The sequence below is a fragment of the Halomonas sp. Mc5H-6 genome, assembly GCF_024124705.1.
GTDB lineage: Bacteria > Pseudomonadota > Gammaproteobacteria > Pseudomonadales > Halomonadaceae > Vreelandella > Vreelandella subterranea.
This window is the reverse complement of the sequence record NZ_JAMXSI010000020.1, coordinates 1-21,473: the sequence shown is the minus strand read 5'-3', so window position 1 is coordinate 21,473 and position 21,473 is coordinate 1. Positions and strand designations below refer to the sequence as shown.

26 protein-coding genes are annotated in these 21,473 nt (G+C 58.5%); 16 read left to right on the top strand and 10 right to left on the bottom strand.

What is annotated here, in order from left to right; all coding sequences use genetic code 11:
• Window positions 1-62: 62 nt before the first annotated feature.
• On the top strand, window positions 63-1,109 hold the full coding sequence (locus tag NH395_RS17720; RefSeq protein WP_253026772.1) for an NAD(P)-dependent alcohol dehydrogenase: 1,047 nt from the start codon (window positions 63-65) through the stop codon (window positions 1,107-1,109).
• Between the two features lie 218 nt (window positions 1,110-1,327).
• Window positions 1,328-3,025 carry a methyl-accepting chemotaxis protein gene (locus NH395_RS17715; protein WP_253026770.1) on the top strand — a complete coding sequence of 566 codons (1,698 nt, stop codon included), beginning with the start codon at window positions 1,328-1,330 and terminating at the stop codon, window positions 3,023-3,025.
• Between the two features lie 48 nt (window positions 3,026-3,073).
• On the opposite strand, the gene NH395_RS17710 is transcribed toward NH395_RS17715, so the two are convergent.
• A complete protein-coding gene (locus NH395_RS17710; RefSeq protein WP_253026768.1) occupies window positions 3,074-3,841 on the bottom strand; it encodes a class I SAM-dependent methyltransferase in 768 nt (255 codons plus the stop codon).
• Between the two features lie 242 nt (window positions 3,842-4,083).
• On the opposite strand from NH395_RS17710, the gene NH395_RS17705 reads away from it, so the two are divergent.
• Both NH395_RS17705 and NH395_RS17700 read left to right on the top strand, forming a co-directional pair.
• A complete protein-coding gene (locus NH395_RS17705; RefSeq protein ID WP_082926115.1) occupies window positions 4,084-5,001 on the top strand; it encodes a formate/nitrite transporter family protein in 918 nt (305 codons plus the stop codon).
• Window positions 5,002-5,131: 130 nt separating this feature from the next.
• Complete coding sequence (locus NH395_RS17700; RefSeq protein ID WP_066321611.1) at window positions 5,132-5,764, top strand: hypothetical protein; 633 nt, start codon at window positions 5,132-5,134, stop codon at window positions 5,762-5,764.
• A gap of 33 nt (window positions 5,765-5,797) precedes the next feature.
• On the opposite strand, the gene NH395_RS17695 is transcribed toward NH395_RS17700, so the two are convergent.
• Window positions 5,798-6,733 carry a glycerophosphodiester phosphodiesterase gene (locus tag NH395_RS17695; protein WP_253026766.1) on the bottom strand — a complete coding sequence of 312 codons (936 nt, stop codon included), beginning with the start codon at window positions 6,731-6,733 and terminating at the stop codon, window positions 5,798-5,800.
• Between the two features lie 173 nt (window positions 6,734-6,906).
• Between NH395_RS17695 and NH395_RS17690 the strand changes: the two genes are divergently transcribed.
• Together NH395_RS17690 and NH395_RS17685 are read left to right on the top strand one after the other, a co-directional pair.
• Window positions 6,907-8,520 (top strand): PQQ-dependent sugar dehydrogenase, encoded by a 1,614-nt coding sequence (locus NH395_RS17690; RefSeq protein WP_253026764.1) that lies wholly within the window; start codon window positions 6,907-6,909, stop codon window positions 8,518-8,520.
• A gap of 81 nt (window positions 8,521-8,601) precedes the next feature.
• Window positions 8,602-9,228: an SDR family oxidoreductase gene (locus NH395_RS17685; protein WP_253026762.1), complete on the top strand. Its 627-nt coding sequence runs from the start codon at window positions 8,602-8,604 to the stop codon at window positions 9,226-9,228.
• A 26-nt stretch (window positions 9,229-9,254) separates the two neighbouring features.
• On the opposite strand, the gene NH395_RS17680 is transcribed toward NH395_RS17685, so the two are convergent.
• Window positions 9,255-10,238, bottom strand: coding sequence for an aldo/keto reductase (locus tag NH395_RS17680; protein WP_253026760.1), 984 nt, complete (start codon window positions 10,236-10,238; stop codon window positions 9,255-9,257).
• 62 nt (window positions 10,239-10,300) lie between these two features.
• On the opposite strand from NH395_RS17680, the gene NH395_RS17675 reads away from it, so the two are divergent.
• The 3 genes from NH395_RS17675 (at window position 10,301) to NH395_RS17665 (ending at window position 11,861) form a co-directional block, all read left to right on the top strand.
• On the top strand, window positions 10,301-11,242 hold the full coding sequence (locus tag NH395_RS17675; RefSeq protein WP_253026758.1) for a LysR family transcriptional regulator: 942 nt from the start codon (window positions 10,301-10,303) through the stop codon (window positions 11,240-11,242).
• Between the two features lie 105 nt (window positions 11,243-11,347).
• Window positions 11,348-11,611, top strand: a complete 264-nt coding sequence (locus NH395_RS17670) for a BrnT family toxin (RefSeq protein ID WP_253026756.1) — start codon at window positions 11,348-11,350, stop codon at window positions 11,609-11,611.
• Window positions 11,601-11,861, top strand: coding sequence for a CopG family transcriptional regulator (locus NH395_RS17665; protein ID WP_253026754.1), 261 nt, complete (start codon window positions 11,601-11,603; stop codon window positions 11,859-11,861). The genes NH395_RS17670 and NH395_RS17665 overlap by 11 nt, the downstream gene beginning before the upstream one ends.
• Before the next feature lie 11 nt (window positions 11,862-11,872).
• On the opposite strand, the gene NH395_RS17660 is transcribed toward NH395_RS17665, so the two are convergent.
• Window positions 11,873-12,778: a LysR family transcriptional regulator gene (locus tag NH395_RS17660; RefSeq protein WP_253026752.1), complete on the bottom strand. Its 906-nt coding sequence runs from the start codon at window positions 12,776-12,778 to the stop codon at window positions 11,873-11,875.
• A gap of 104 nt (window positions 12,779-12,882) precedes the next feature.
• Here NH395_RS17660 and trpB point away from each other — a divergent pair, with 104 nt between their 5' ends.
• Together trpB and trpA are read left to right on the top strand one after the other, a co-directional pair.
• Window positions 12,883-14,112: a tryptophan synthase subunit beta gene (trpB, locus tag NH395_RS17655; protein WP_253026751.1), complete on the top strand. Its 1,230-nt coding sequence runs from the start codon at window positions 12,883-12,885 to the stop codon at window positions 14,110-14,112.
• Between the two features lie 44 nt (window positions 14,113-14,156).
• Complete coding sequence (trpA, locus tag NH395_RS17650) at window positions 14,157-14,975, top strand: tryptophan synthase subunit alpha (protein WP_253026788.1); 819 nt, start codon at window positions 14,157-14,159, stop codon at window positions 14,973-14,975.
• Window positions 14,976-15,095: 120 nt separating this feature from the next.
• On the opposite strand, the gene NH395_RS17645 is transcribed toward trpA, so the two are convergent.
• The gene (locus tag NH395_RS17645; RefSeq protein ID WP_253026749.1) at window positions 15,096-15,701 is read right to left on the bottom strand and encodes a LysE family transporter; all 606 of its coding nucleotides are present in this window, start codon (window positions 15,699-15,701) and stop codon (window positions 15,096-15,098) included.
• Between the two features lie 25 nt (window positions 15,702-15,726).
• Entirely contained in the window at window positions 15,727-16,557 is an 831-nt protein-coding gene (locus NH395_RS17640) for an AraC family transcriptional regulator (protein ID WP_253026747.1), read from the bottom strand.
• 139 nt (window positions 16,558-16,696) lie between these two features.
• Between NH395_RS17640 and NH395_RS17635 the strand changes: the two genes are divergently transcribed.
• Genes NH395_RS17635 through NH395_RS17625 form a run of 3 tightly spaced genes read left to right on the top strand, consistent with a single transcriptional unit; the run spans window position 16,697 to window position 19,022 of the window.
• Entirely contained in the window at window positions 16,697-17,743 is a 1,047-nt protein-coding gene (locus NH395_RS17635) for a DUF3541 domain-containing protein (protein WP_253026745.1), read from the top strand.
• Window positions 17,744-17,794: 51 nt separating this feature from the next.
• On the top strand, window positions 17,795-18,115 hold the full coding sequence (locus NH395_RS17630; RefSeq protein ID WP_253026743.1) for a hypothetical protein: 321 nt from the start codon (window positions 17,795-17,797) through the stop codon (window positions 18,113-18,115).
• Between the two features lie 13 nt (window positions 18,116-18,128).
• Window positions 18,129-19,022, top strand: a complete 894-nt coding sequence (locus tag NH395_RS17625) for a dihydrodipicolinate synthase family protein (RefSeq protein ID WP_253026741.1) — start codon at window positions 18,129-18,131, stop codon at window positions 19,020-19,022.
• Here the strand turns inward: NH395_RS17625 and NH395_RS17620 are convergent.
• Both NH395_RS17620 and NH395_RS17615 read right to left on the bottom strand, forming a co-directional pair.
• Entirely contained in the window at window positions 19,014-19,787 is a 774-nt protein-coding gene (locus NH395_RS17620; protein WP_253026739.1) for an SDR family oxidoreductase, read from the bottom strand. The genes NH395_RS17625 and NH395_RS17620 overlap by 9 nt on opposite strands.
• Window positions 19,787-20,113 carry a nuclear transport factor 2 family protein gene (locus tag NH395_RS17615; RefSeq protein ID WP_253026737.1) on the bottom strand — a complete coding sequence of 109 codons (327 nt, stop codon included), beginning with the start codon at window positions 20,111-20,113 and terminating at the stop codon, window positions 19,787-19,789. The genes NH395_RS17620 and NH395_RS17615 overlap by 1 nt, the downstream gene beginning before the upstream one ends.
• 92 nt (window positions 20,114-20,205) lie before the next feature.
• Between NH395_RS17615 and NH395_RS17610 the strand changes: the two genes are divergently transcribed.
• Window positions 20,206-20,580: a winged helix-turn-helix transcriptional regulator gene (locus NH395_RS17610; RefSeq protein ID WP_253026735.1), complete on the top strand. Its 375-nt coding sequence runs from the start codon at window positions 20,206-20,208 to the stop codon at window positions 20,578-20,580.
• 164 nt (window positions 20,581-20,744) lie between these two features.
• Here NH395_RS17610 and NH395_RS17605 read toward each other — a convergent pair whose 3' ends face one another.
• Both NH395_RS17605 and NH395_RS17600 read right to left on the bottom strand, forming a co-directional pair.
• Window positions 20,745-20,918, bottom strand: coding sequence for a hypothetical protein (locus NH395_RS17605; RefSeq protein ID WP_253026733.1), 174 nt, complete (start codon window positions 20,916-20,918; stop codon window positions 20,745-20,747).
• Window positions 20,919-21,000: 82 nt separating this feature from the next.
• Window positions 21,001-21,117: an ester cyclase gene (locus tag NH395_RS17600; protein ID WP_366066243.1), complete on the bottom strand. Its 117-nt coding sequence runs from the start codon at window positions 21,115-21,117 to the stop codon at window positions 21,001-21,003.
• Between the two features lie 69 nt (window positions 21,118-21,186).
• Between NH395_RS17600 and NH395_RS17595 the strand changes: the two genes are divergently transcribed.
• Window positions 21,187-21,408 (top strand): hypothetical protein, encoded by a 222-nt coding sequence (locus tag NH395_RS17595; RefSeq protein WP_253026731.1) that lies wholly within the window; start codon window positions 21,187-21,189, stop codon window positions 21,406-21,408.
• Window positions 21,409-21,473 lie beyond the last annotated feature (65 nt).

Here is a 21,473-nt window from a genome sequence, read left to right as displayed (position 1 = left end):
GGTCAATACTGGGTATCAGTCCCTAGCTATCAGGGAATCACCTCAACAAGGAGCCTTATTTGATGAGTGAAGCAAAAGCCTACGCCGCCTTTTCTGCTGAAAAACCGCTAGCCCCGTTTACCTTTGACCGCCGCGAGCCCCGCCAGGACGATGTCGCTATCGATATCATGTATTGCGGCGTTTGCCACAGTGACCTGCACTTCGCTAAAAACGATTGGGGGATGACCCAGTATCCGATTGTCCCCGGGCATGAAATCGTCGGCCGCGTGACGTCCGTTGGTGACAAGGTAACCCGCTTCAAAGAGGGGGATATTGTCGGCGTTGGTTGCATGGTGGATTCCTGCCGTACCTGCTCGGCCTGCCAGGATGGTGTGGAACAGTACTGCCTGAACGGCTTTACCATGACTTATGGCAGCGAAGACCGCCAGGATGGCACCATGACCCAAGGGGGTTACTCCAACAAGATCGTGGTCAGCGATCACTTTGTGATGAAAATGCCTGATGGCATTGACCTGGCGTCTGCTGCGCCGATCTTGTGCGCCGGTATTACCACCTACTCGCCGCTCAAGCACCACGGTGTGGGTGAAGGTCACAAGATTGGCGTCATCGGCATGGGCGGCCTGGGCCATATGGGCGTCAAACTGGCGAAAGCTTTGGGCGCCGAAGTCACCGTATTTACCCGCTCGGATGCCAAAGTGGAAGAAGCCAAGCGTAACGGTGCCGATCACGTTGTGGTATCCAGCGACCAGGCGCAGATGGACGCCGTAGCAGAAACCTTCGACTTCATGCTCGACACCGTGCCGGTCCAGCACGACATTAACCCGTACCTGGCGTCTCTCAAGTATGACGGCACACACATTATTGTGGGTCTGCTGGAGCCGATTGAACCGGCCATTGAAGGGTTCAATCTGGTCTTCAAGCGTCGTGTGGTCGCCGGGTCGCTGATTGGCGGTATTGCAGAAACCGAGGAAGTGCTGCAGCTATGCGCCGACCAGGGGATTACCTGCGATGTTGAAATGCTGGATATCAACAACATCAATGAAGGTTTCGAGCGTATGGAGAAAGGCGATGTTCGCTACCGTTTCGTCATCGACATGGCAACTATCTAACGTTTTTTAGGTTCAATCTAACGTTTTAAAGTTCAATCCCTAACGTTGTAAAGCCAATCCAACGCTAGCCTAGGTGACTGCCCGATGACGAGCCGACCGCTCCTCATCGGGCTTTTTATTAGACCAAAGTCTATATTTCTCTAGTACGACTTCATTTTCTGCGTTCCCTGCCGATAGGCCTTGATACCTATTCTTAAAAACCCCAAGGGATCAACAGGATGAAGCACCTCTCGATTAAATGGAGCCTGACCGCCGCGCTGGTTATCTTACTGCTGATGATCGGGCTGATTGGCGGGCTGGGCTTTTACTCGAATACCACCAGCGAAAACGCGCTGCACGAGCTGGCCATCAACAACGGAGAGCTGGCCAACGCCGCCAACCGCACCCAGGTCAACGCACTACGTGCCCAGACGTTTCTTGATCGCTATGCCAGTTTCAGCATGCAAGGGAACCCGGAAAAAGGTCAGGAGAGCCAGGCGATGGCCCAGGCCGCCGTTGAGACCGCCGACCAGCGTTTTGAGCAGTTCCGACAGGTCGAGCTTGCCGAGGATGATCCCCGCACGGAATACGTTAACGACATGGTGGCGACCTACGATGCGTTCGTGACCGAAGGTATTAAACCCCTGCTGGAGGCGGCACCGTTCCAGATTCAACGCAGTCAGGAAGAGTTAAGCGAGCTGGGTATGGCCTTTGACGAGGCCATGCAGGCGTTCACCCATTATGCCAATCAGCGCAGTGATGCCATGCTGGTCGAGGTTTCTTCGCTGAACCGTATCGTCGGCATCATCGCCATTGTCCTGTTGGTCACGGCCGTGCTGGCGACGCTGATCATGCGCATGGTGATTGTACGCGGGCTGGTCACGCCGCTGCGTGAGGCGGTGGGGCACTTCGAACGTATTGCCAGCGGCGACTTGACTGCCAACATAGAAGATCGGGGACGCAACGAGGTAGGTCAGCTCTATAAAGGGTTGGCTTATATGCAGACCAAACTTAAATCGCTGGTGGTCTCGCTACGCGAAAGCAGCGATAGCGTATTCAGCGGTACCGGCGATATTTCCGCGGGGAGCCAGGACCTTTCCGCGCGCACGGAGCAGCAGGCCGCCGCGCTTCAGCAAACGGCCTCCAGTATGGAACAAATGGCCACCACCGTGAGCCGTAATACCGAAACCGCACAAGAGGCGGATCAGCTGTCGGTGTCGGCTTCGCAGTCAGCGGAAAGTGGTGGCAAGGAAGTGGCCCATACGGTGCAGTTGATGCGTGATATTGCCACCAGTGCAGAGCGCGTCAATGACATCATTGGCGTGATCGACTCGATTGCTTTTCAAACCAATATTCTGGCGTTGAACGCCTCGGTGGAAGCGGCGCGAGCTGGCGAGCAGGGGCGCGGGTTTGCCGTGGTTGCCAGCGAAGTGCGCCAGTTGGCAAGCCGCAGTGCGGAATCGGCCAAAGAGATCCGCCAATTGATCGAGGCCACCACCGGCCAGATTCATCAGGGCGCGCAACAGGCCGAGAGAAGCGGTGAAACGATCAATGACACTGTGGATTCCATCCGCCAGGTCACCACGCTGGTCAGCGAAATCTCCACCGCCACGCGTGAACAGAACAACGGCATCGAACAGATAAACGCCGCCTTGACGGAAATGGACTCGGTGACCCAGCAAAATGCCGCGCTGGTGCAGCAAACCAATGTGGCCGCTGCCTCGCTGGAAGGTCAGGCAAAACAGCTTGCCGCGCTGATGGCAACCTTCCGCCTGGAAGAAGGCGATGCCGCGCAGCCCAGCACTGAGTCTCACAAACCTGACACCTCGCCCTCACAGCCCGACGCCACACTGGCGGCGCCGGGTGCAGAACGTCCGCGCAGCAAGCAGCAACCGGCTACCGCGCAGCAGGATAACGATGAGTGGGATGAGTTCTAGCAAGGTGTAAAGCGTGGCCCCGCCTCAAGCGAGGCGGGGCCACGCGGGTCAGACGCTAGCCGATACCCTTAAACGGACGTAATCGGCGGTCCAGTTGCCCTGCGCATCGCGCAGGCTGTGGGCCAATAGCAGTTGGGTGTTGTCGATCACGGATTCACGCAAATCATCCTCCAGGCCATGAAAGAAAGGGCTGGCGAAGGTATTCAGCCAGCCGGTCATGCCGGTGGGGAGCCGCGTTGGACGCGGGATAAGCTCAATCGACTCGACCTTGAACCCGGCGGTTTCCAGCAGGTGGCGATAATCTTCCGCCGTGGGGAAATACCAGGGGTAGCGGCCGCGGGCACTGATACCGCGGAACTGCAGCGCGCCAATCAACGCGGTGCAAATAGCGGCGACATTGCCATGCCCGCCAAATTCGGCGACAAAACGCCCGCCCGGTTTCAGGGCACGTTTGATACTGGCCAGTACCGCTTGCGGATCGAGCATCCAGTGCAGCGCCGCGTTGCTGAACACTGCGTCGAATTCCTGATCGAACGGCATCTGGTAGGCATCCATGACGCGTGCATTGAGCCCGCGCTCCTGGGCGGCGCTGACCATCTCTTGCGAGGCATCGATTCCCACCACCTCAGCCCCGCTCTTGGCGATGCGTTCGGTTAACACACCATCGCCGCAACCCAGATCCAGAATCCGCTCACCCTGCTTGGGGGCAAGCAACGCAAGCACCTCGCTGCCCATGTCGGGGACGAAGTGAGCATGCTGGGCATATCCTTCAGGATTCCAGGATTGCCGAATCGACTGGCGTGATGTATCGGTCATAAATGCATCCAAGCGTGGTGTTCCGTTAAAACCATTGGCTAATTATAGCGTGACATCAGGTTTGGTGCGTTGTTCGCAAGGCGTTTTACTGCAACTCAAGGGTTGGTTTTTTGTATCTGAAGGGATCTGATGCAAGTAGGTGGGTCCGTTAGCAAATCGCTGTCCTATTTTCGAGGTTGCCGCTAGGCTAATAGCCCGTTGTTTTGTTGGATCTTTGGATTGTTTGCAGAGGATGCAAGGTTATGAGCCAGGAAGTACATCACGCAGAAGATGATTTCGAAGGTGGCCTGGATGCGGAAGCAGCCGGTGAGCAAGAGACCGACGGCAACATCGAGCGCGCCAAGCGAAATCCCAAAAACGCCGAGCAACAAGAGGCCAAAGAGTTGCCTTCCCAGGCCGCCGCCGTTCACCAGCGCCTGCGTATGGATGGGCAAAAGGAGCTAGCGCGCGGTTCGATGGCACTGCTGCTTTCAGCGGTGGCCGCCGGTATATCGATGAGCTTTTCCATGGTGGCGCGGGGTGTCATGCACGCCAGACTGCCGGATAGTGATGTGGGGTTTCTGATCGAGTGCCTGGGTTACACCATTGGCTTTATTGCCGTGATTCTCGCCCGCCAGCAATTGTTCACTGAAAATACCGTGACGGCCGTGTTGCCCGTGATGAGCAACCCGACACGGAAAAACTTCGCTTTCCTGGGGCGCCTTTGGAGTGTGGTGCTTTTGGGTAATTTATTGGGCGCGGCGCTTTCTGCTGCCACGTTTCTGTATATGCCGATGTTTGACGCGGCCACCCATGAGTCATTTATCGCGATAGGCGAGCACATGATGGAAAACTCGCCCTTCGAAATGTTCGCCAAAGCCATTCTTGCGGGCTGGATGATCGCCACTCTGGTGTGGCTGATTCCCGCCGCCGGGCAAGCCAAGGTATGGGTCATCATTATCATTACTTACGTCATGGCGATTGGCGAATTCACCCATATCGTGGTGGGTGCAAGTGAAGGGTTTTACCTACTGATGATCGGTAATATCAGCTGGAGCGAGCTGCTGTTCCAGTTTGGCCTGCCTACGCTGGTGGGTAACGTAATTGGTGGTACCTTTATTTTTGCGTTGATCAGCCACGCGCAGATCCGCGGCGACAAGGATCTTTCTTCGCGGACCTAGCCTGGCCTTTCCCGGCGGAGCAGGCCGACATCTAGCGATGCTCTGGCGGGCCCGCGGGCATGCTCGGGTGAATTGGCTATACTCGACTGTGAAGACCCCGCATAACAACAACGTGGCTCAGGAGGTTCTGATGACCCTAAAGCGTGCCTACTGCCTGCTGGCAGCCTTTTATAGCCTGTTACTGGTAATCGGTATTATTGCCGTGCTGATGGGGGGCGGTACGCTGCTCGCGGCGGTGTATCTGGTCGTCGGTTTTTTTGCCGTGCTGGGGCTTTGGGGAATAAGCCTTCAGCGCAGCATGATGAATCCGCGCATGTGGCGACCGCTGGCGGTTGCCCTGGCCGTCGGTGCGGTCGTGCAATTCGTGGTGATGCTGCAAATGTCGGTGTCAGGTGTCACGCTGACATGGGTGCTGACCAGCAGCATCTTTGCCATTCTGCTGGCGATTATGCTCTATCACTACGGTAACCGTGATCAGCCCCTGTGGGCCACGGAAGACGAGAGAAGTGATGCCAACCGATTGAGGGTCATGCTCCAGCAGCAAACTGCGCTCACCGCGGTTCACCGCGAAGGCGAGCGTGAAAACCATGCCAATGTGTTCAAGGTAGGTAACGAGTACGAGGCCAATATCACCCGCCACTCGCCGGAGGGTCAGGAAGCTTTCAGCGAACGCTTCCGCCATCCCGAGTCCTTGGTGTTCTTCCTGGAAAAGTTTGCCAGTATCACCATCAACGACTTTCAGCGGCCTGCGACGCCCGGCTAATTCGGGCGTCTTCTACGGATGGTTGGTGGGTGCTTATTCCACCAGTTCCAGCAGGCGGTCAGGGTAGTTGGTGAACAGGCCGTTGACGCCCATGTCCATCAGACGCTCCATTTCCTCGGTTTCGTTGATGGTATAGACGTGTACCGGCAAGCCGTTTTCCTGGGCTTGCTGGATAAAGTCGGCGTCAATCACCTCCCGGCCGTCATAAATGTAGTTCGTGCCGATACCCACGGCATAATCGGCGACTGCCTGGAAGTCTTCATCGGTAATCTCGGCGGGCCCCGGCGTCACGCCTGTCCACTCCACCAGTGTCGAATCCTCTTCTTCGCTCGGGTAATACCACACCAGCTGGATCAGCGGCACGTCAGCGTTTAATGCCTGCACTTTTAACAGGCTGTCCTGCTCGAAGGATTGCACCAGTACGCGGCCGCTCTCGATCATGTCGTGTTCTTCCAGCTTTTCCACCAGAGCTTCTTCCAGGCCCGGGTTCAACTGGGGCGACTTGGTCTCGATATAGTAGCGGGCATCGTGGCCAAAGTGCTCGAATAGCTCATCCAGGGTGAGCATCTCTGCCCCTGCAAAGTCATCGCTTGCGCTATCGGGATTTGCCTCGTTGAACCAGGTACCGGTGTCCAGCGCCTTCAGCTCTTCCAGGGTATAGTCGTTGATCGCACCTTCGCCGTCGCTGGTACGGTCAATGGTGTCATCATGAAACACCACCACTTCACCGTCGGACGAAAGCTGTGCGTCCAGCTCCAGGTAATCAACCCCCCACTCATGGGCCAGTTCGTAGGCTGCCATGGTGCTTTCCGGCGCATGGCCGCTGGCGCCCCGGTGGGCGATGACTTGAAACGATTGCAGATCTTTTAGCTGCTGCTCCAGCGGCGAGGTATCCGCCAAGGCGGCGGTCGTGGCAGCACCCGCGAAAAGACCCATCGATACGGCGGTCACTAGCGGAAGACGTTGCATAATTGTTTCCCTTTATTGAATGTGCGTTTAATAACACTACCCGCTTTCGAGGATTATGCCAAATGAGTCACGTTGTAATGCCTGTTCAGAATAGAAAAGTCACTGATCTCACTGAATTACCCAGAAGCTGCTAGTCTGTGAGGCTGACAAGTTACCATCTTCCGAGCAGATTGATGACCCAACCATCAGGCATATTAACCGGCGTTATCCCTTTTATAGTCGCGCTTCTGGTAGGCGTGGTGTTGGGTAGCGTAGTGCAAACCCAGTTCAATCTTGCCGCGCTTCAGGCGCTGGGCGTCGATATCCCCCCAGGGACGCGTATCGCCACGACCCTGCACGACCTGGCCAGCTTTGCGCCGCTGTATGCGGTGCTGTTTTCGGTGGGCTTCGTCGTGTCGCAAAGTGTGGCGGTGGCATTGTCATGCTGGCTGGGCGGCCGTTTTTCAGTGTGGTTATGCACAGGTGGTGCAGTCGTGGGTTTGTGGGCGACGCTTTGGCTGGTCAATACACTGGCCCCACCGCCAACCTTGATTGCGGCCACGCGAGGAATTGCCGGGCAGGTAGCCATGCTGGCGACCGCGGGAGTAGCCGGGGCTGTCTTCGCGGGGCTGCGTCGTCATGCCCAAGACGCCAAGCGTCCGCGCGGTTTTTCCGGTTTCGCGGTGTTGCTCGCTGTCGGTAGCCTGGCTGTACTGCCTGTCATAAGCCAACCGGCCCAGGCAGACCTGACGTATCATATCGAAACGCTTGCCGACGATTTGGCGCACCCCTGGTCGCTCGCCTTTCTACCTGACGGGCGCATGCTGGTCACCGAACGCCCTGGGCGACTTCGGTTACTGAGTGATGATGGCGAAAAGCTGGTGGAATCGCTGGCTGGCGTGCCAGAGGTATTGGCCGCCGGGCAGGCAGGGCTGTTTGATGTGGCGCTGTCACCGCAGTTTGAAGACGACCGGCAGGTGTATCTCAGCTATGCCTGTGGCACTGCGCAGGCCAATCACACTTGCCTGGCCCGAGCTAAGTTTGCAGACAACAGCCTGGAAAACGTCAGCGAGATATTTCGTGTCCAACCCGCCAAGCAGGGCGCTGCCCATTTCGGCGGGCGCATCGCCTGGCTGCCGGATGGCACCCTGATACTGACACTGGGCGATGGCTTTGATTACCGCGAGGAGGCACAGAATCTGGGTAATCACATCGGCAGCATTGTGCGGCTAAATCCGGACGGCAGCGTGCCCCAGGACAATCCCTTTGTGTACTACGGTGACGCTCGCCCGGAAATCTATAGTCTTGGTCACCGCAACGTACAAGGGGTGGTGTTCGATGACCAGCATCAGCGGCTGATCGCCCACGAACACGGCCCGCGGGGCGGTGACGAAATCAACATCATCGAAGCAGGTGCTAACTACGGCTGGCCAATCGCCACGGGTGGGCTGGATTACACCGGTGCACGGGTGACGCCGTTCGAAGACTACCCAGGTACCGAACCACCGACGCTTGAATGGACGCCCTCGATTGCACCTTCCGGCATGGCGCTCTACAGCGGTGAGCTGTTTCCTGAATGGCAGGGCGACTTGCTGGTCGGCGCACTGGTCAATAAAGAAGTGCGCCGCGTGCGGTTATACGATGACGCTTCAAGTGCCGAAGACGTAGAAGGGCTATTCGGCGAGCTTGAAGAGCGCATTCGCGATGTGCGCCAAGGTCCGGAAGGCGCGATCTACCTGCTCACCGACAGCCCGGAAGGCAGGTTGCTGCGGGTGAAGCCAACTCATTCATCTGCTATAAGCAATTAACGATTCTCTTGCCGCCCCTGGGTTGAATGTCGTCTTTTTTGTCAGCATTTACTCTACACAGGCAACTCACAAGGAGACGTTATGACGGCGTTAGTGATTGGCGCGAACGGACAGATTGGCAAACAGTTCTGCGAGCTGGCCCAAAAAGCGGGCACGCCCATCAAGGCGATGATTCGCAGCGAAGAGCAGGTGCCGTGGTTCAATGACAGAGGTATCGATACCGTCATTGCCGACCTGGAAGACGACTTTTCGCACGCCTTTGAAGGCTGTGACCAAGTGGTCTTCACTGCTGGTTCAGGACCGCACACCGGGCCGGACAAGACCCTGTTGATCGATCTTTACGGGGCCATTCGTGCTGCCGATATCGCCAAGCAGAAAGGTCTCTCCCGCTACCTGATGATCAGCGCGATACGGGCCGAAAACCCCATGGAAGCGCCCGAGAAGTTGCGCCCCTACATGGCCGCAAAATTCGCCGCCGATGCCCATCTGCGCAACAGCGGCTTACCCTACGTGATTCTGAAACCCGGACGTTTGACGGATGACGTCGCCAGCCAGCAGTTTGCAAGCTCAATCGACGAGGCCGGTGACAATCAAATCTCCCGCGCCAATGTCGCCCATGCGTTGCACTACGCACTGCAAAGCAGCGTTACCAACCAAGAGTTCGCGTTGCTGGACGGCAAACGGTCGATCGACGAGATTATCAAGTAGTACGTTCTCAATGAGCCACCAGCCTTTCAGGCATTGACCCCCTTCATGCCTTCCGGCGTGTAGCGCTCACCGGTCACCGGAAGACGCGCGGTGGCCGCTTCAAGCCGTTGCTGCTCGTCGGCGGACAGGGTGATGGACGTTGCTGCCGCATTCTCTTTAAGGTAGCGAAGACGCTTGGTGCCCGGAATCGGCACAATGTTATCGCCTTTGGATAGCAGCCAGGCCAGCGACAGCTGCGCCGGGGTGCAGCCTTTATGGTCCGCCATTTCACCGATGACGTCGGCGATTCGGCGGTTGGCATGCATGGCCTGTTCAGAGAAGCGCGGCAGGTTAGGGCGAAAATCCCCTTCGCCGAAGTCGGTATTTTCCTGAAGTTTTCCCGTTAAAAAGCCACGGCCCAGCGGCGAGTAGGGCACAAAGCCGATGCCGAGTTCCTGGCAGGTGGGCAATACGGCTTGTTCAACGTCTCGCGTCCAGAGCGAGTACTCGGTTTGCACCGCTGTCACCGGGTTTACAGCGTGGGCACGGCGCAGGGTGTCTGCGCTGACTTCGCATAGGCCAATGTGGGCAATTTTCCCCTCTTTCACCAACTGCGCTAGGCTCTCCATCGTCTCTTCAATTGGCGTGTCCGGGTTAACACGATGGACGTAGTAGAGATTGATCTGCTCAATGCCCAGCCGTCGCAGCGATGCCTCGCAGGCTTGTTGGGCATAGTGGGCGCTGCTGTCCAGGCTACGTTGATATTCTCCAGGGTTGCGCACAATGCCAAACTTGGTGGCGATACGGACCTTAGGCTTGTGACTGGCGAGAAAGCGGCCAATCAACGCCTCGTTATGATGCGGCCCGTACATATCCGCCGTGTCGAAAAAGTCGATACCTAGTTCTACTGCCCGGGCCAAGACCCGCAGCGACTCGCTATCGTCCCGAGGGCCGTAAAACTCGCTCATCCCCATGCAGCCTAAGCCGATAGCGGAAACGGTTAGATCGCTGCCTAGCGTTCGTTGTTGCATGATATTCCTCCAGAAGTGACGCGTTCTTGAGTGGCGCCGTAACAGCGTGGCACTATCCGATAATGAAAAAAATTAACGAATTAGATAAAACAGTTTCCGATCATGAAAAACACATGCCGCGTGGCTGGGTATGGGACGATACGCGCACCTTTCTAGCGGTGGCGCGCCACGGCACGCTGAGTGGTGCCGCCGCCGAGCTGAATCTGGGCATCGCCACGCTCTCCCGGCGTATCGAACGGCTGGAGAACGCTTTAAAACTGCCGCTGTTTGTACGTCAGCAATCGGGCTATCAGCTTACCGAGGAGGGAGCGGGGCTAATCGATAAAGCCGAAGCCTTGGAGGCGGCAGCGGCGGCCTTTTCCAGCGGGGTTTACAATGCTGCGCAACTGAGCGGCAGAGTGCGTTTGGCGACCGCTGAAAACCTAGCCACGGCGCTGATTCTGCCCGCATTGCCGCAATTTCATGCGCAGTACCCTGGCATCACGCTTGAACTGGTGACCGATATCACCACCGTCAACCTGCACCGCCGCGACGCCGACTTGGCACTTAGAATGGTCAAGCCAGAGCGGGGCAACGTCACCCTTCGCCGCTTGGGTATGCTGGGTTTCGGGCTTTACGCGAGCCCCGGCTATGCAGCGCAGCGCAAGGCTCATCATGATGCGGGCGATTACGACACGGATGCCTTTATCACCTGGGGCGACACGCAAGCGCATTTGCCCGCCGCCCAGTGGGTTGAACGGATGCTACGAGGTCGCGAACCGGTGCTGACCACCACATCATTGGCGACCCAGCTAGCGGCGGCCAAAGCGGGGCTGGGGATCGCGGTACTGCCGCACTTTCTGGCGCTGGAGGCTGACCTCGTTTGCCTCGAGTCCGACATCGGCGTGGATCAGCCCATCTATCTCGTCATCCAGACGGATCTCACCCAATCAGCCCGTATCCGGGCCGTAGTGGATTTTCTTGCTGAACTAGTAGCCAGCAACCGTGAGCGCTTGCGTGGGTGAGTAGAGGTAAAAAGGCGGCATAAAGCTGTCTCGGCACGCTTGTTGAGCAGCATGGAAGTGTTGCGCTACCTTGCGGCTTGAGTAAAAAAGGAATAATTTATACTCATGAGCGACTTTGAGTATGATGATGACAAAAGCGTAGCCAATCGGATAAAGCATGGAATTGACTTTCTAGATGCTCAGGCGCTTTGGAATGATCCTGATTTGCTGGAAATTCAAGCCAAATCTGATGATGAGCCGCGTTTTCTGATGATAGGGCTGATTGGTGATAAACACTGGTCTGCCGTCATCACCTACCGAAATGAAAAAATTCGACTCATTTCGGTAAGGCGCTCGCGTAAAAGAGAGGTAGAACTCTATGAAAGCTAACGACTTTGATCAAAAATTTGACCAAGGTAGCGAAGATATTCTTGATGATCTTGATTTATCCACTGCACACCGTGTTAATCAAGATCCGAAGCGTATCAATGTCGACTTCCCCGCTTGGGTGGTTGAGTCCCTGGATCGTGAGGCCGCTCGTATAGGCGTTACGCGTCAATCTATTATCAAAGTTTGGCTGGTTGAAAGGTTGAAAGCCGAAGCGAGTCACAAGCTTCCGGATAACACGCAGCCTCACTAATGCCTTCGCATTTATCTCCCAAGCTCCCCCTTAAGCCATTCCGCCAGCGGCTCGCTGCGGCGAGGGTGGGTGAGTAAGTCGGTTTGGCTGGGCAGCCACAGGCAGAGGCGGGCGGGGGTTTCGATGCTGCCCCAGGGGGCAACCAGTCGGCCGCTCTTCAGGTCGTCTTCCACCAATAGCGTGGGGGCAATCGCCACGCCCAACCCCGCCACGGCCGCTTCCATCAGGTAGTAAAGGTGCTCAAACCCCTGGCCTTTACGTAGCGCCGCTTCAAGTTGTGCCTGTTCAAGCCCTTGGGCGTTGGCCCAATGCGGCCATGCCTGAGGGCGCGAGGCGGTGTATAGCAGCGTGTTGTCGAATAGCGTTGCCGGGTTGGCGGGGTCGCACTGCGCGGCCAGTGGCGGGCTCGCCACCGCGCATATCTGCTCCGGGATAAGCTCGACGACGTCCACCTCGGCGGGCCATGGCGGCTCGGAAAACGCAAGGCTCGCGCTGGCGTCCGTCTGCTTTTCAGGATGCTCACTTTCGCTAACCACCACTTTCAGCTTGAGGTCGGGCAGGTCACGGTGAAGGCGGTCCAGCCGGGGAATCAGCCAGCGGGCCAGCAGGCTGCCGGGGCAGGCGAGGGTGAAGGGCGCTTCCTCCACATCACGTTTGAGCGCGGCGCAACTATTGCGCAGCTGAGCAAAGGCGTCACTCAAGCCGCTTTGCAGCTTCTCGCCGTGGGGTGTCAGCACAATGCCGCGGCCCGCTTTGGTAAACAGCGCCTCGCCAAAATGCTCATCCAGGCTTCTTAATTGGCGGCTGACGGCGCCGTGGGTCACGCTCAACTCCTCGGCAGCAGCGGTCACGCTGCCCAGCCGGGCAGTGGCTTCGAAGGCGCGCAAGGCGCTAAGCGGTGGCAGGCTATTGTGCATTGATGTGTGACTCCAGCTCACATGTTGGTGACATCTTATCGATTTTTATCTTCACGCGCTTGCCTTAACGTCATCACATACTCAACACGCATTCAGAGGTCGTGATGAATCAACCTGTAGACATATCCCAGAGCCTGCCCGATGCCAACGGCCTGTTTGGCAACTTTGGCGGCCGCTTCGTCGCCGAAACCCTGATGCCGCTGATTCTGGAGTTGCAAGACGAATACACCACCGCCAAGAACGACCCCGAATTTCAGCGTCAGTTGGCCTATTTTCAGGGTGACTACGTGGGGCGGCCCAGCCCGCTTTACTTCGCCGAACGGTTGACCGAGCACTTTGGCGGAGCCAGCATTTATCTCAAGCGCGAAGAGCTCAACCACACCGGCGCGCACAAGATCAACAACTGTATCGGCCAGGTGCTGCTGGCCAAGCAGATGGGCAAGAAGCGCATCATCGCCGAAACCGGCGCGGGGATGCACGGCGTCGCCACCGCCACCGTGGCGGCGCGCTTTGGTTTGCCCTGTGTGATCTACATGGGCACGACGGACATCGAACGCCAGCAGACCAACGTGTTCCGCATGAAGCTGCTGGGTGCGGAGATCGTCCCCGTCACCTCCGGGACCGGCACGCTCAAGGACGCCATGAACGAAGCCCTGCGCGACTGGGTCACCAACGTCGACGACACCTTCTACATCATTGGCACCGTGGCCGGGCCGCACCCGTACCCCGCCATGGTGCGCGACTTCCAGGCGGTGATTGGCCATGAAACCCGCGCCCAGATGCTGGAAAAGCATGGTCGCCTGCCGGATTCACTGGTGGCCTGCGTGGGTGGCGGCTCCAATGCCATCGGCCTGTTCTACCCGTTCCTGGATGACCCGGACGTTCACATGGTCGGTGTGGAAGCGGGCGGCAAGGGCGTCAAAAGCGGCCTGCACGCCGCCAGCCTGAACGGCGGCACCCCTGGGGTACTGCACGGCAACCGCACCTACCTGCTGCAAGATGAAGACGGCCAGATTACCGACGCTCACTCGATCTCCGCCGGGCTGGATTATCCCGGCATCGGGCCAGAGCACGCCTGGTTGCACGAGCAGAAGCGGGTCGAGTACGTCTCGGCCACTGATGACGAGGCGCTGGAGGCGTTCCAGATTTGCTGCCGCATGGAAGGCATCATTCCCGCCCTGGAAACCGCCCATGCGTTGGCAGAAGTCGCCAAACGCGCGCCCCAGCTTCCCCGCGAGCACTTGATGGTGATCAACCTGAGCGGCCGTGGCGACAAGGACATGACCAGCGTTGCCCATCACCTTGGCGATAAATTCGGAGTGAAAAACGTATGAGCGCGATCCAGGACAACGCGATGAACGCTACCGTGAGTCAGACCATGCGCAACCCAACACGTCTTGACCACTGCTTCAGTACACTCAAGCAGCAAAATCGTCCGGCACTGATCAGTTACCTGACCGCCGGCGACCCGGATGCCGACACCTCGCGTCGCCTGCTGCACGGGCTGCCTGCCGCCGGGGTGGATATCATCGAGCTGGGTATGCCGTTCAGCGACCCCATGGCCGATGGCCCCGCCATTCAAAAGGCGGCCCAGCGCGCCCTGAATAACGGCCAGACCCAGGCCAAAACGCTGGAGATGGTGCGCACCTTCCGCGAACAGGACAGCACCACGCCGATTGTGCTCATGGGTTACTACAATCCCATTTACCGCTACGGCGTTGAGCACTTCTTGACCGATGCCGCCCGTGCCGGAGTCGACGGCCTGATCGTGGTGGACCTGCCCCCCGAACACGACGAAGAACTCTGCCAGCCCGCGTTTCGGCACGGCATCGACTTTATCCGCCTCGCCACTCCGACCACCGATGCCAAACGCCTGCCCCGAGTGTTGGCGAACGCCTCCGGGTTTATCTACTACGTCTCTGTAGCGGGCGTGACCGGCGGCAGTGCCCCCACATCAGAACGGCTGGAAGCCTCAGTTTCGCGCCTGCGGGAAGATACCGAACTGCCCATCGCCGTCGGCTTCGGCATCCGCACCGCCGAGCAGGCGGCAACCATTGGCCGCTACAGCGATGCGGTGGTGGTGGGCTCCGCACTGGTTGACTGCATCGAACACGCCACGACGCCTGATGAAGCCGTGGAGCGGGTACACGGCCTGGTGAGTGAGCTGGCGGAAAGCGTCAGGGCCTGCCGGAGGTAGACCGAAGTGGAGACGGCGCTGTGGGGGAGGAAACTCATGGCTATTAAATAAAAAGCGAAATAGGGGCTATAAGGTGATTTGCGGTTGGATCATGTCATCGCTATCGGAGTGCTAAAACGCTCAGGACACAAGCGGCCTCCACACATGTTCGGCACCAATCGACAGCGCCACGGCGACCAATAGCCCCGCCATCAGCCAGTTGAAGCCCTTCACGACCCGCGCGCTCTTAATACGCTCACCCACCAGGCTACCGATGACCACGTAGCTACCTGGGGCGCCCGCCGCCATGGCGGAAAGCCCCAGCGCCCAGATCACCAGGATGACGCCCTGAATGCCCGCCGCCGGAAACTGAAGGGTGGCTATGGGCAGGGTCGCGACGATGGCCTTCGGGTTGAGCAGCTGCATCACCAGCCCATCGCGAAAGCTCAGCAGGCGCGGTGCATGGTCAGGCTCGCCCAAATCCGCGTTGGCGCGGGCAATCTTGACGGCCAGGTAGACAATGTAGCTACAGCCCAGCGCACTCACCAGGATCAGGGCGTTACCGCTGATCCAGGCAGCGCCCGCCCAGCCCAACACCAGCAGGTACACAAGCATGGCCATTCCCACGCCCAGGCAAAACCCGACCGACTGTCTGGCCTGGCCATTGATGCCGACATTCAGGCCGAGCAGATTTACAGGCCCAGGGGTGTACATGACGCCCAGGGCATAGGCGACGATTGCTAACATGGTGGAACCTCTAAGTGGGGTGTGGCTAACGCGTGATATCGCGCTGGTATTGGTGGGGCGTCATGCCGTAGATGCGCTTGAAGCGGCGATTGAAGTGGCTAAGGTCGGCAAACCCAAACCGCAACGCCACCTCATTCAGCGGCGCCCCCTGATCCAGCGCTGCACGGGCCGCATTGATCCGGCAGTTAATCACGTACTGGTGAGGCGTCATGCCGTAGTGCTGCCGAAACAGCCGCAAAAAGTGGTACTTGGATAAATGCGCGGCCTGGCTGATGTCGTCAAGCGACATATCCGCTTCCAGGTGGGCGTGGATAAACGCCCTGGCAAGGTCCAGCAGGGCATCCGGGCGTTGCGTGATGCGGCTGGGTTGAACACGGCCGCCTAGCTGAACGGTTCGCTCAACCACCTGATAAAGCGCATTTTCCTGGTCAATGCAGCTACCGGCGTGGGTACTCACCAAACGCGCTAGTTCCAGAATGGCGTGGCGCAGGGGCGCATCCTGAATCAGCGTTTGGTCGGAACGGAAGCCTGTGGCGCTTTCGCGGCCAAGTACCTCGGCGAACAGCGGCGTTACCTGTTCCGGGTGGGCATACACCATTAGGTAGTCCAGCGCTTGTGCGCCGCCCGAATGCCCGTCGTGGACTTCCTCAGGGTTGAACAGAATCACGTTGCCCGGCGGGCTGCGATGAAACTGCCCACCACTGAAAAAGTCCTGACGCCCGGCCAGCGTGACGCCAAAGGCATACTCCTCATGGGCATGCGGGTCGTAGCTGAAATCCTCAATGGCCGCCTTCAGCACCGTCAGTGTCGGCACATGATGACTCTTGAAGAACTCAAACCGGCTGGCGTTACTCATGCCGACCTCCCCTGATGAAACCCAACACCTCGAAACACACCCCCAGCTTATGCCGACAATGTCACTGATGCTTGTACATAATTGCTCATTGACTGTGCAATGATGGGCTATCGCTAGCGAAAACCACCAAGGATTCGGCATGAGAAAACTCTTTTCACTGATGATGGTGCTGCTGTTGGCCGGCTGCGCCGTCATTGAGCCGCAAGCGGAACGTGACGCCCAGCGCGACGCCGGTCTGGCCATCCAGGGAGTCTACGAGCGGGCGCTGCCGACACTGTCCGAGGACAAGCAGCGCCACTTTGCCCAGCGGCTCTACCGCCTGACGGGGGAGCCGCGCTGGCGGGCCCTCAATCGTGCCTATGGCGAGCGTCTGCTGGCGCGCCTCGGGGTGGATATCGTCGGCTTGGCCGAGCCCGGGTACGCGGCTGCCCAAAGCCGAGCGATCGTTGACGACTACTCGCAGCGCACCGCCAAGCAGCGTGCCCGACGCGCCATGTTGGGTGAGTGGGGAGAGATCGCCTTCGCCCGGTCGCTGTTGTTCCGGCTGGTCCAGGCCGAGTATCACGACCTGTTGCCAGCCGTTGAGAACCGCCAACGGGCGCTGGACTACCTCGCCGAGGTCGACTGGGAGCCTTTCCTGACCGACCCCGCGGTGATCGAGGTCTATGCCGCTCAGGTGGCCAACTATGTGTACTTCCTGCACCAGCTCGGTGTGATGGACCTGCGCCAAGAGGTGGAGGCAGCCTTCCGTCGCTACTACCCGCCCGAGCGAGTCGCCGAGCTCGACGACGCCGAGTACCGTAACTGGCTCTACGGCCTGACCCACTTCGTCATCGCGGACAGCCGCTACTACCAGCGGAAAGTAGACCCGGAAGTGCACGCCTGGGTGCTGGAAGCGCTGGAGCGGGAGGCAGCCGGTATCATGGCCCGGGCCACGGCCGACATCCAGGCCGAAGTGGCACTGGCCTTCCAGCTTGCCGGTTGCGACGACCACCCGCTGGTGGGCCGGGTGCGCGGGGCCCTGGTGGCGGCGGTAGACCCGCCCAGCGGCATCATCCCCTCACCCTCAGGGGAAGTGAGCCTGTCGGGTGGTGAACATCGCAACGTTCTGGCGATCATGGTGTTACGCTGGCCGGGCCGCCTGCATCCCGGCCCCGACCTCTCGGACGAAATGGGCGGGCGCTGAAAAGCCCTGACGGCCAGCGTGATGCCAACGTCATACTCTTGAGGAATTTACATGGGAAAGCTCTTTTCACTGATTATCGTGCTGGCGCTGGGTTACGCTGGCTTGTATGTCTATTACGGCGTGGCCGTACAACAGGAAGTTGAACAGCAACTGGAAGATCGTGGGCTGTCGTCCATCAGCGTCGATGACGTGACGTACGGGCTGACGGCGCCGGTCAGTACCTCAGCCAATATCGCCATCACCGTCACCTACCGCGGCGCCCAAGCGACCGTGGATATGGCCGTGCAGGGGCACCCGGTGTTCTCTGACGAGGTCAGCGTCGAATTTGACGGCCTCCAGGCGCTGCGCCTGGGTATCAACTTTGGGCAGTAAAGGAGCCTTCATCATGTTGACCGGCCTGAGCGCATTTCCGCTAACCCCCATGAATGAACAAGGGATCCATGAGCAGGCGTTTACTCGCTTGGTGACGCGCCTGGCGGAAGCCGAGGTGGACTCCATCGGCGTGCTGGGCTCGACGGGCAATTACGCCTATTTAAACAGTGACGAACGCGCCCGCGTGGTCAAACTGAGCGTGGAAAGTGCCGCCAAGGTGCCTGTTATCGCCGGTATTGGCGCGCTACGCACCCGCGATGTGCTGATCAACGCCGAACATGCCCAGCAAGCAGGCGCAAGCGGCGTTCTGCTGGCGCCGGTGTCGTATCAAAAGCTCACCGATGAGGAAGTGTTCAACCTGTACGAGACGGTCTGCCGCTCGCTGAGCGTACCGCTCTGCGTGTACGACAACCCCGGCACCACCCACTTCCAGTTCAGCGACGAACTGCATGGGCGCATCGCCCAACTGCCCCAGGTGCGCTCGATCAAGATATCGCCGGTGCAAAACGACCTAACCGCTGCCAAGGCGCGCGTTGCAGGGCTGCGAGCTTTAATCCCTTCTGATGTGACCATCGGCATCAGCGGCGACCCGGCCGCCGCCACCGGGCTACTCGCCGGGTGCGATGCCTGGTACTCGGTGATCGGCGGGCTCTACCCGGACATCCCGCTGGCGCTCACCCGCGCCGCCCAAGCAGGCGATACCGAGCAAGCGATGGCCCGCTCCCAAGCGCTCGAGCCGTTATGGGCGCTCTACCGTGACTACGGCGGGAGTCTACGGGTCGCCGCCACCATCGCCGAACTCACCGGGAAGGTCAGCCAACCTTGTTTGCCCCAGCCGCTGAACACGCTGCAAGGCGCAGCCCGTGAAAGAGTCAAAGCCGTTGTTGATGAGCTTTCGTTAAGTTGAAGGCACGGTACCACCATCAATCACATACTCCGTACCTGTGATGGTCGCCGCCAGCGGTGACGCCAGAAACGCAATCAGGTTGGCTACTTCATCAGGCTTCGAAGGGCGGCCAATCGGGATGCCACCCAGCGATTCCATGATGATCTGCTTGCCACCTGCGTAATCGGTACCTGCGTCTTGGGCAATGCGCTCGGCCAGCGCAACGGCGGCTTCCGTCTCGATCCAGCCGGGTGAAACTCGAACCACACGCACTCCTTTGGGCGACACTTCCTTGGATAAGCTCTTGCTATAGGTGGAGAGCGCTGCTTTGGCCGCCGCGTAAGCCGTGGTGGATTCGGGCAGGGGGAGTTCACGCTGAATGGAGGTCACGTGGATAATAACCCCATTGCCCTCAGCCAGCATGCCGGGCAGCAGGGCGCGATCCAGCCGTACGGCAGGAAACAGGTTGATGTCGAGCTCGCGCTGCCACTCATCCTCCCCAAGGGCAGCGAACCCGCCGCCGGGCGCGGATGAGCCACCCAGCACATGAACGATAATATCCACTCCGCCCAAGCGTTCGTTGACTGCCTCGGCCACGGAGGAACAGCCTTCGGCAGTGGTTAAGTCAGCAGCAACAAACAGCGCTTCAGGCAGCTCAGCGGGGCGGGTGCGGGCCGCGGTCAGTACCTGCGCGCCTTCCTCGCGAAAGAGTGCCACCACGGCAGCGCCAACCCCTTTGCTACCACCGGTGATTAAAACGCGTCGCCCGTTCAAGTTCAGGTTCATTAGTGAATCTCCAATGACTGGATTTGCGCATCGGCAAGCTGGAAAGTGTGATCCAGTTGCACCGGGCTGCCGGGGAAGTCGCCGGTCACGGTGGCGGTAACCACCATCGTGTTGTCTTGATGGGAAACACTGACCGGCTCGACGCGATACGCAATCTTGGCACGGGTGGCGCGCAGCCATGACTGAATAGCGGTGCGCCCGCGGTGGGTTTCTCCCTCATCCGAGACACAGGCATCTTGGGTAAAGCAATCGCCAAGGTGGGTGTCGTCCGCCCCGTTGCTGATGCGGAAGTAAGTGGTGATCGCGTCTGGCAGTGACAAACTCATGATGGTCATCTCTCGCAAGGGTTAATATGCGAGAATCTTCTACCTGGAATTACGCGTTAGCAAGAACGCACAAAAAGGTAAGTGGCTTACCCATGAGAAAGATTTATACGCCCGCTACCGCCGCAAGCGATGTGGAAAATATATTAAAAATGCTGGATGGGCGCTGGAAGCTGATTATTCTCTTTCATCTGTTCGATGGAAAAGTGCAGCGCTACTCCGATTTCGGAAAACTCATCCCTGAGATCTCCCAGAAAATGCTGGCCCAACAGCTGCGCCAACTGGAAGCGGATGGCATTGTGGCCCGAAAGGTCTATCCCCAGGTGCCGCCAAAAGTGGAGTACCGCCTGACCGAATGGGGGCAAACGCTCTGCCCGGCGCTGGATGCCTTGCTGAAATGGGCAGAACAGAAGGACCACTTCAGCACCCCTGCCGAGCAAGACGAACAAGATGATGCCGCCTCCCAATGAGAGCCGCCTGATGCACTTCCGCACCATGACCATTCGGGGCTATGTGTTTAGAGACAAAGTCACTTGCGGAGGGCAGGGCGCTTCACGAGTCCGCTACCTGGTGAGTGCAATAAAGGCTTAAGGGGGTATTCGCCACCTTTAGCTACGTTAGCCTGCGAGGCATCTTAGTCCTGGACGTCGTCCAGATCATTCCCCTGTTCTCTGGATGGCTTGGTCTCGAAGCGTCGCATAGACTTGATCGCCCCGGGCTGGGTGACGTCTATAACACGCCATCCCGAAATGATGATGGCTTCTGCTTGCTCTTCGCTAATAGGCTCTTTACGGGTAGTACGGGCCATCTTCTCTCCTCCTTGAGAGTTATCACTGGTTAGCTTTCACTATGGCAGACCATGGCGAAACCTGCCTGGTTTGAGAGGCAATTTAATCAAGCTGGGCCTCGATTGCAGTCTTATCGATCACCGACCAGACTTCCTGAATCTTATTATCATGGAAGAGGTAGAACACGTTCTCGCAAAACGTCACGTTTTGCCCATTCACCAACAGGCGATTGTATCTGTGCCGCACTGCTGGGATTATTAATGACCATATAGCGGCAAGGAGACGTGAATGAAAGCCATCGTGTTTGACGTATTTGGCACTATCGTAGATTGGCGTTCCAGTTTGATTCACCAGTTCGGCGAGCTAGAGAAAGAGCTGGATATTGAGCTACCCAGTGAAGAGTTGGCCGATCAATGGCGCCAGCTTTATGCACCTTCAATGGACAGGGGAGCTATGGTGATTTCTGGTGTATGGAAGCCGGCTGAAAGGGTGGCGTATCCTGTTGGTTGATCACCGCCAAGATCACAACCAACAGAGGAATGATACGCCATGTCCAAGTCTAACCTGCACGCTCT

Excerpts from the sequence above, each read along its gene's own strand:
- NH395_RS17620 (WP_253026739.1), bottom strand. The coding sequence starts at position 19,787 with ATGAACCTGAACTTGAACGGGCGACGCGTTTTAATCACCGGTGGTAGC.
- NH395_RS17635 (WP_253026745.1), top strand. The coding sequence starts at position 16,697 with ATGAGAAAACTCTTTTCACTGATGATGGTGCTGCTGTTGGCCGGCTGC.
- NH395_RS17645 (WP_253026749.1), bottom strand. The coding sequence starts at position 15,701 with ATGTTAGCAATCGTCGCCTATGCCCTGGGCGTCATGTACACCCCTGGG.
- trpB (WP_253026751.1), top strand. The coding sequence starts at position 12,883 with ATGAATCAACCTGTAGACATATCCCAGAGCCTGCCCGATGCCAACGGC.
- NH395_RS17700 (WP_066321611.1), top strand. The coding sequence starts at position 5,132 with ATGACCCTAAAGCGTGCCTACTGCCTGCTGGCAGCCTTTTATAGCCTG.
- NH395_RS17685 (WP_253026762.1), top strand. The coding sequence starts at position 8,602 with ATGACGGCGTTAGTGATTGGCGCGAACGGACAGATTGGCAAACAGTTC.
- NH395_RS17630 (WP_253026743.1), top strand. The coding sequence starts at position 17,795 with ATGGGAAAGCTCTTTTCACTGATTATCGTGCTGGCGCTGGGTTACGCT.
- NH395_RS17710 (WP_253026768.1), bottom strand. The coding sequence starts at position 3,841 with ATGACCGATACATCACGCCAGTCGATTCGGCAATCCTGGAATCCTGAA.
- NH395_RS17595 (WP_253026731.1), top strand. The coding sequence starts at position 21,187 with ATGAAAGCCATCGTGTTTGACGTATTTGGCACTATCGTAGATTGGCGT.
- trpA (WP_253026788.1), top strand. The coding sequence starts at position 14,157 with ATGCGCAACCCAACACGTCTTGACCACTGCTTCAGTACACTCAAGCAG.
- NH395_RS17610 (WP_253026735.1), top strand. The coding sequence starts at position 20,206 with ATGAGAAAGATTTATACGCCCGCTACCGCCGCAAGCGATGTGGAAAAT.
- NH395_RS17715 (WP_253026770.1), top strand. The coding sequence starts at position 1,328 with ATGAAGCACCTCTCGATTAAATGGAGCCTGACCGCCGCGCTGGTTATC.
- NH395_RS17705 (WP_082926115.1), top strand. The coding sequence starts at position 4,084 with ATGAGCCAGGAAGTACATCACGCAGAAGATGATTTCGAAGGTGGCCTG.
- NH395_RS17605 (WP_253026733.1), bottom strand. The coding sequence starts at position 20,918 with ATGGCCCGTACTACCCGTAAAGAGCCTATTAGCGAAGAGCAAGCAGAA.
- NH395_RS17720 (WP_253026772.1), top strand. The coding sequence starts at position 63 with ATGAGTGAAGCAAAAGCCTACGCCGCCTTTTCTGCTGAAAAACCGCTA.
- NH395_RS17680 (WP_253026760.1), bottom strand. The coding sequence starts at position 10,238 with ATGCAACAACGAACGCTAGGCAGCGATCTAACCGTTTCCGCTATCGGC.
- NH395_RS17695 (WP_253026766.1), bottom strand. The coding sequence starts at position 6,733 with ATGCAACGTCTTCCGCTAGTGACCGCCGTATCGATGGGTCTTTTCGCG.
- NH395_RS17665 (WP_253026754.1), top strand. The coding sequence starts at position 11,601 with ATGAAAGCTAACGACTTTGATCAAAAATTTGACCAAGGTAGCGAAGAT.
- NH395_RS17670 (WP_253026756.1), top strand. The coding sequence starts at position 11,348 with ATGAGCGACTTTGAGTATGATGATGACAAAAGCGTAGCCAATCGGATA.
- NH395_RS17660 (WP_253026752.1), bottom strand. The coding sequence starts at position 12,778 with ATGCACAATAGCCTGCCACCGCTTAGCGCCTTGCGCGCCTTCGAAGCC.
- NH395_RS17640 (WP_253026747.1), bottom strand. The coding sequence starts at position 16,557 with ATGAGTAACGCCAGCCGGTTTGAGTTCTTCAAGAGTCATCATGTGCCG.
- NH395_RS17690 (WP_253026764.1), top strand. The coding sequence starts at position 6,907 with ATGACCCAACCATCAGGCATATTAACCGGCGTTATCCCTTTTATAGTC.
- NH395_RS17675 (WP_253026758.1), top strand. The coding sequence starts at position 10,301 with ATGAAAAAAATTAACGAATTAGATAAAACAGTTTCCGATCATGAAAAA.
- NH395_RS17615 (WP_253026737.1), bottom strand. The coding sequence starts at position 20,113 with ATGAGTTTGTCACTGCCAGACGCGATCACCACTTACTTCCGCATCAGC.
- NH395_RS17625 (WP_253026741.1), top strand. The coding sequence starts at position 18,129 with ATGTTGACCGGCCTGAGCGCATTTCCGCTAACCCCCATGAATGAACAA.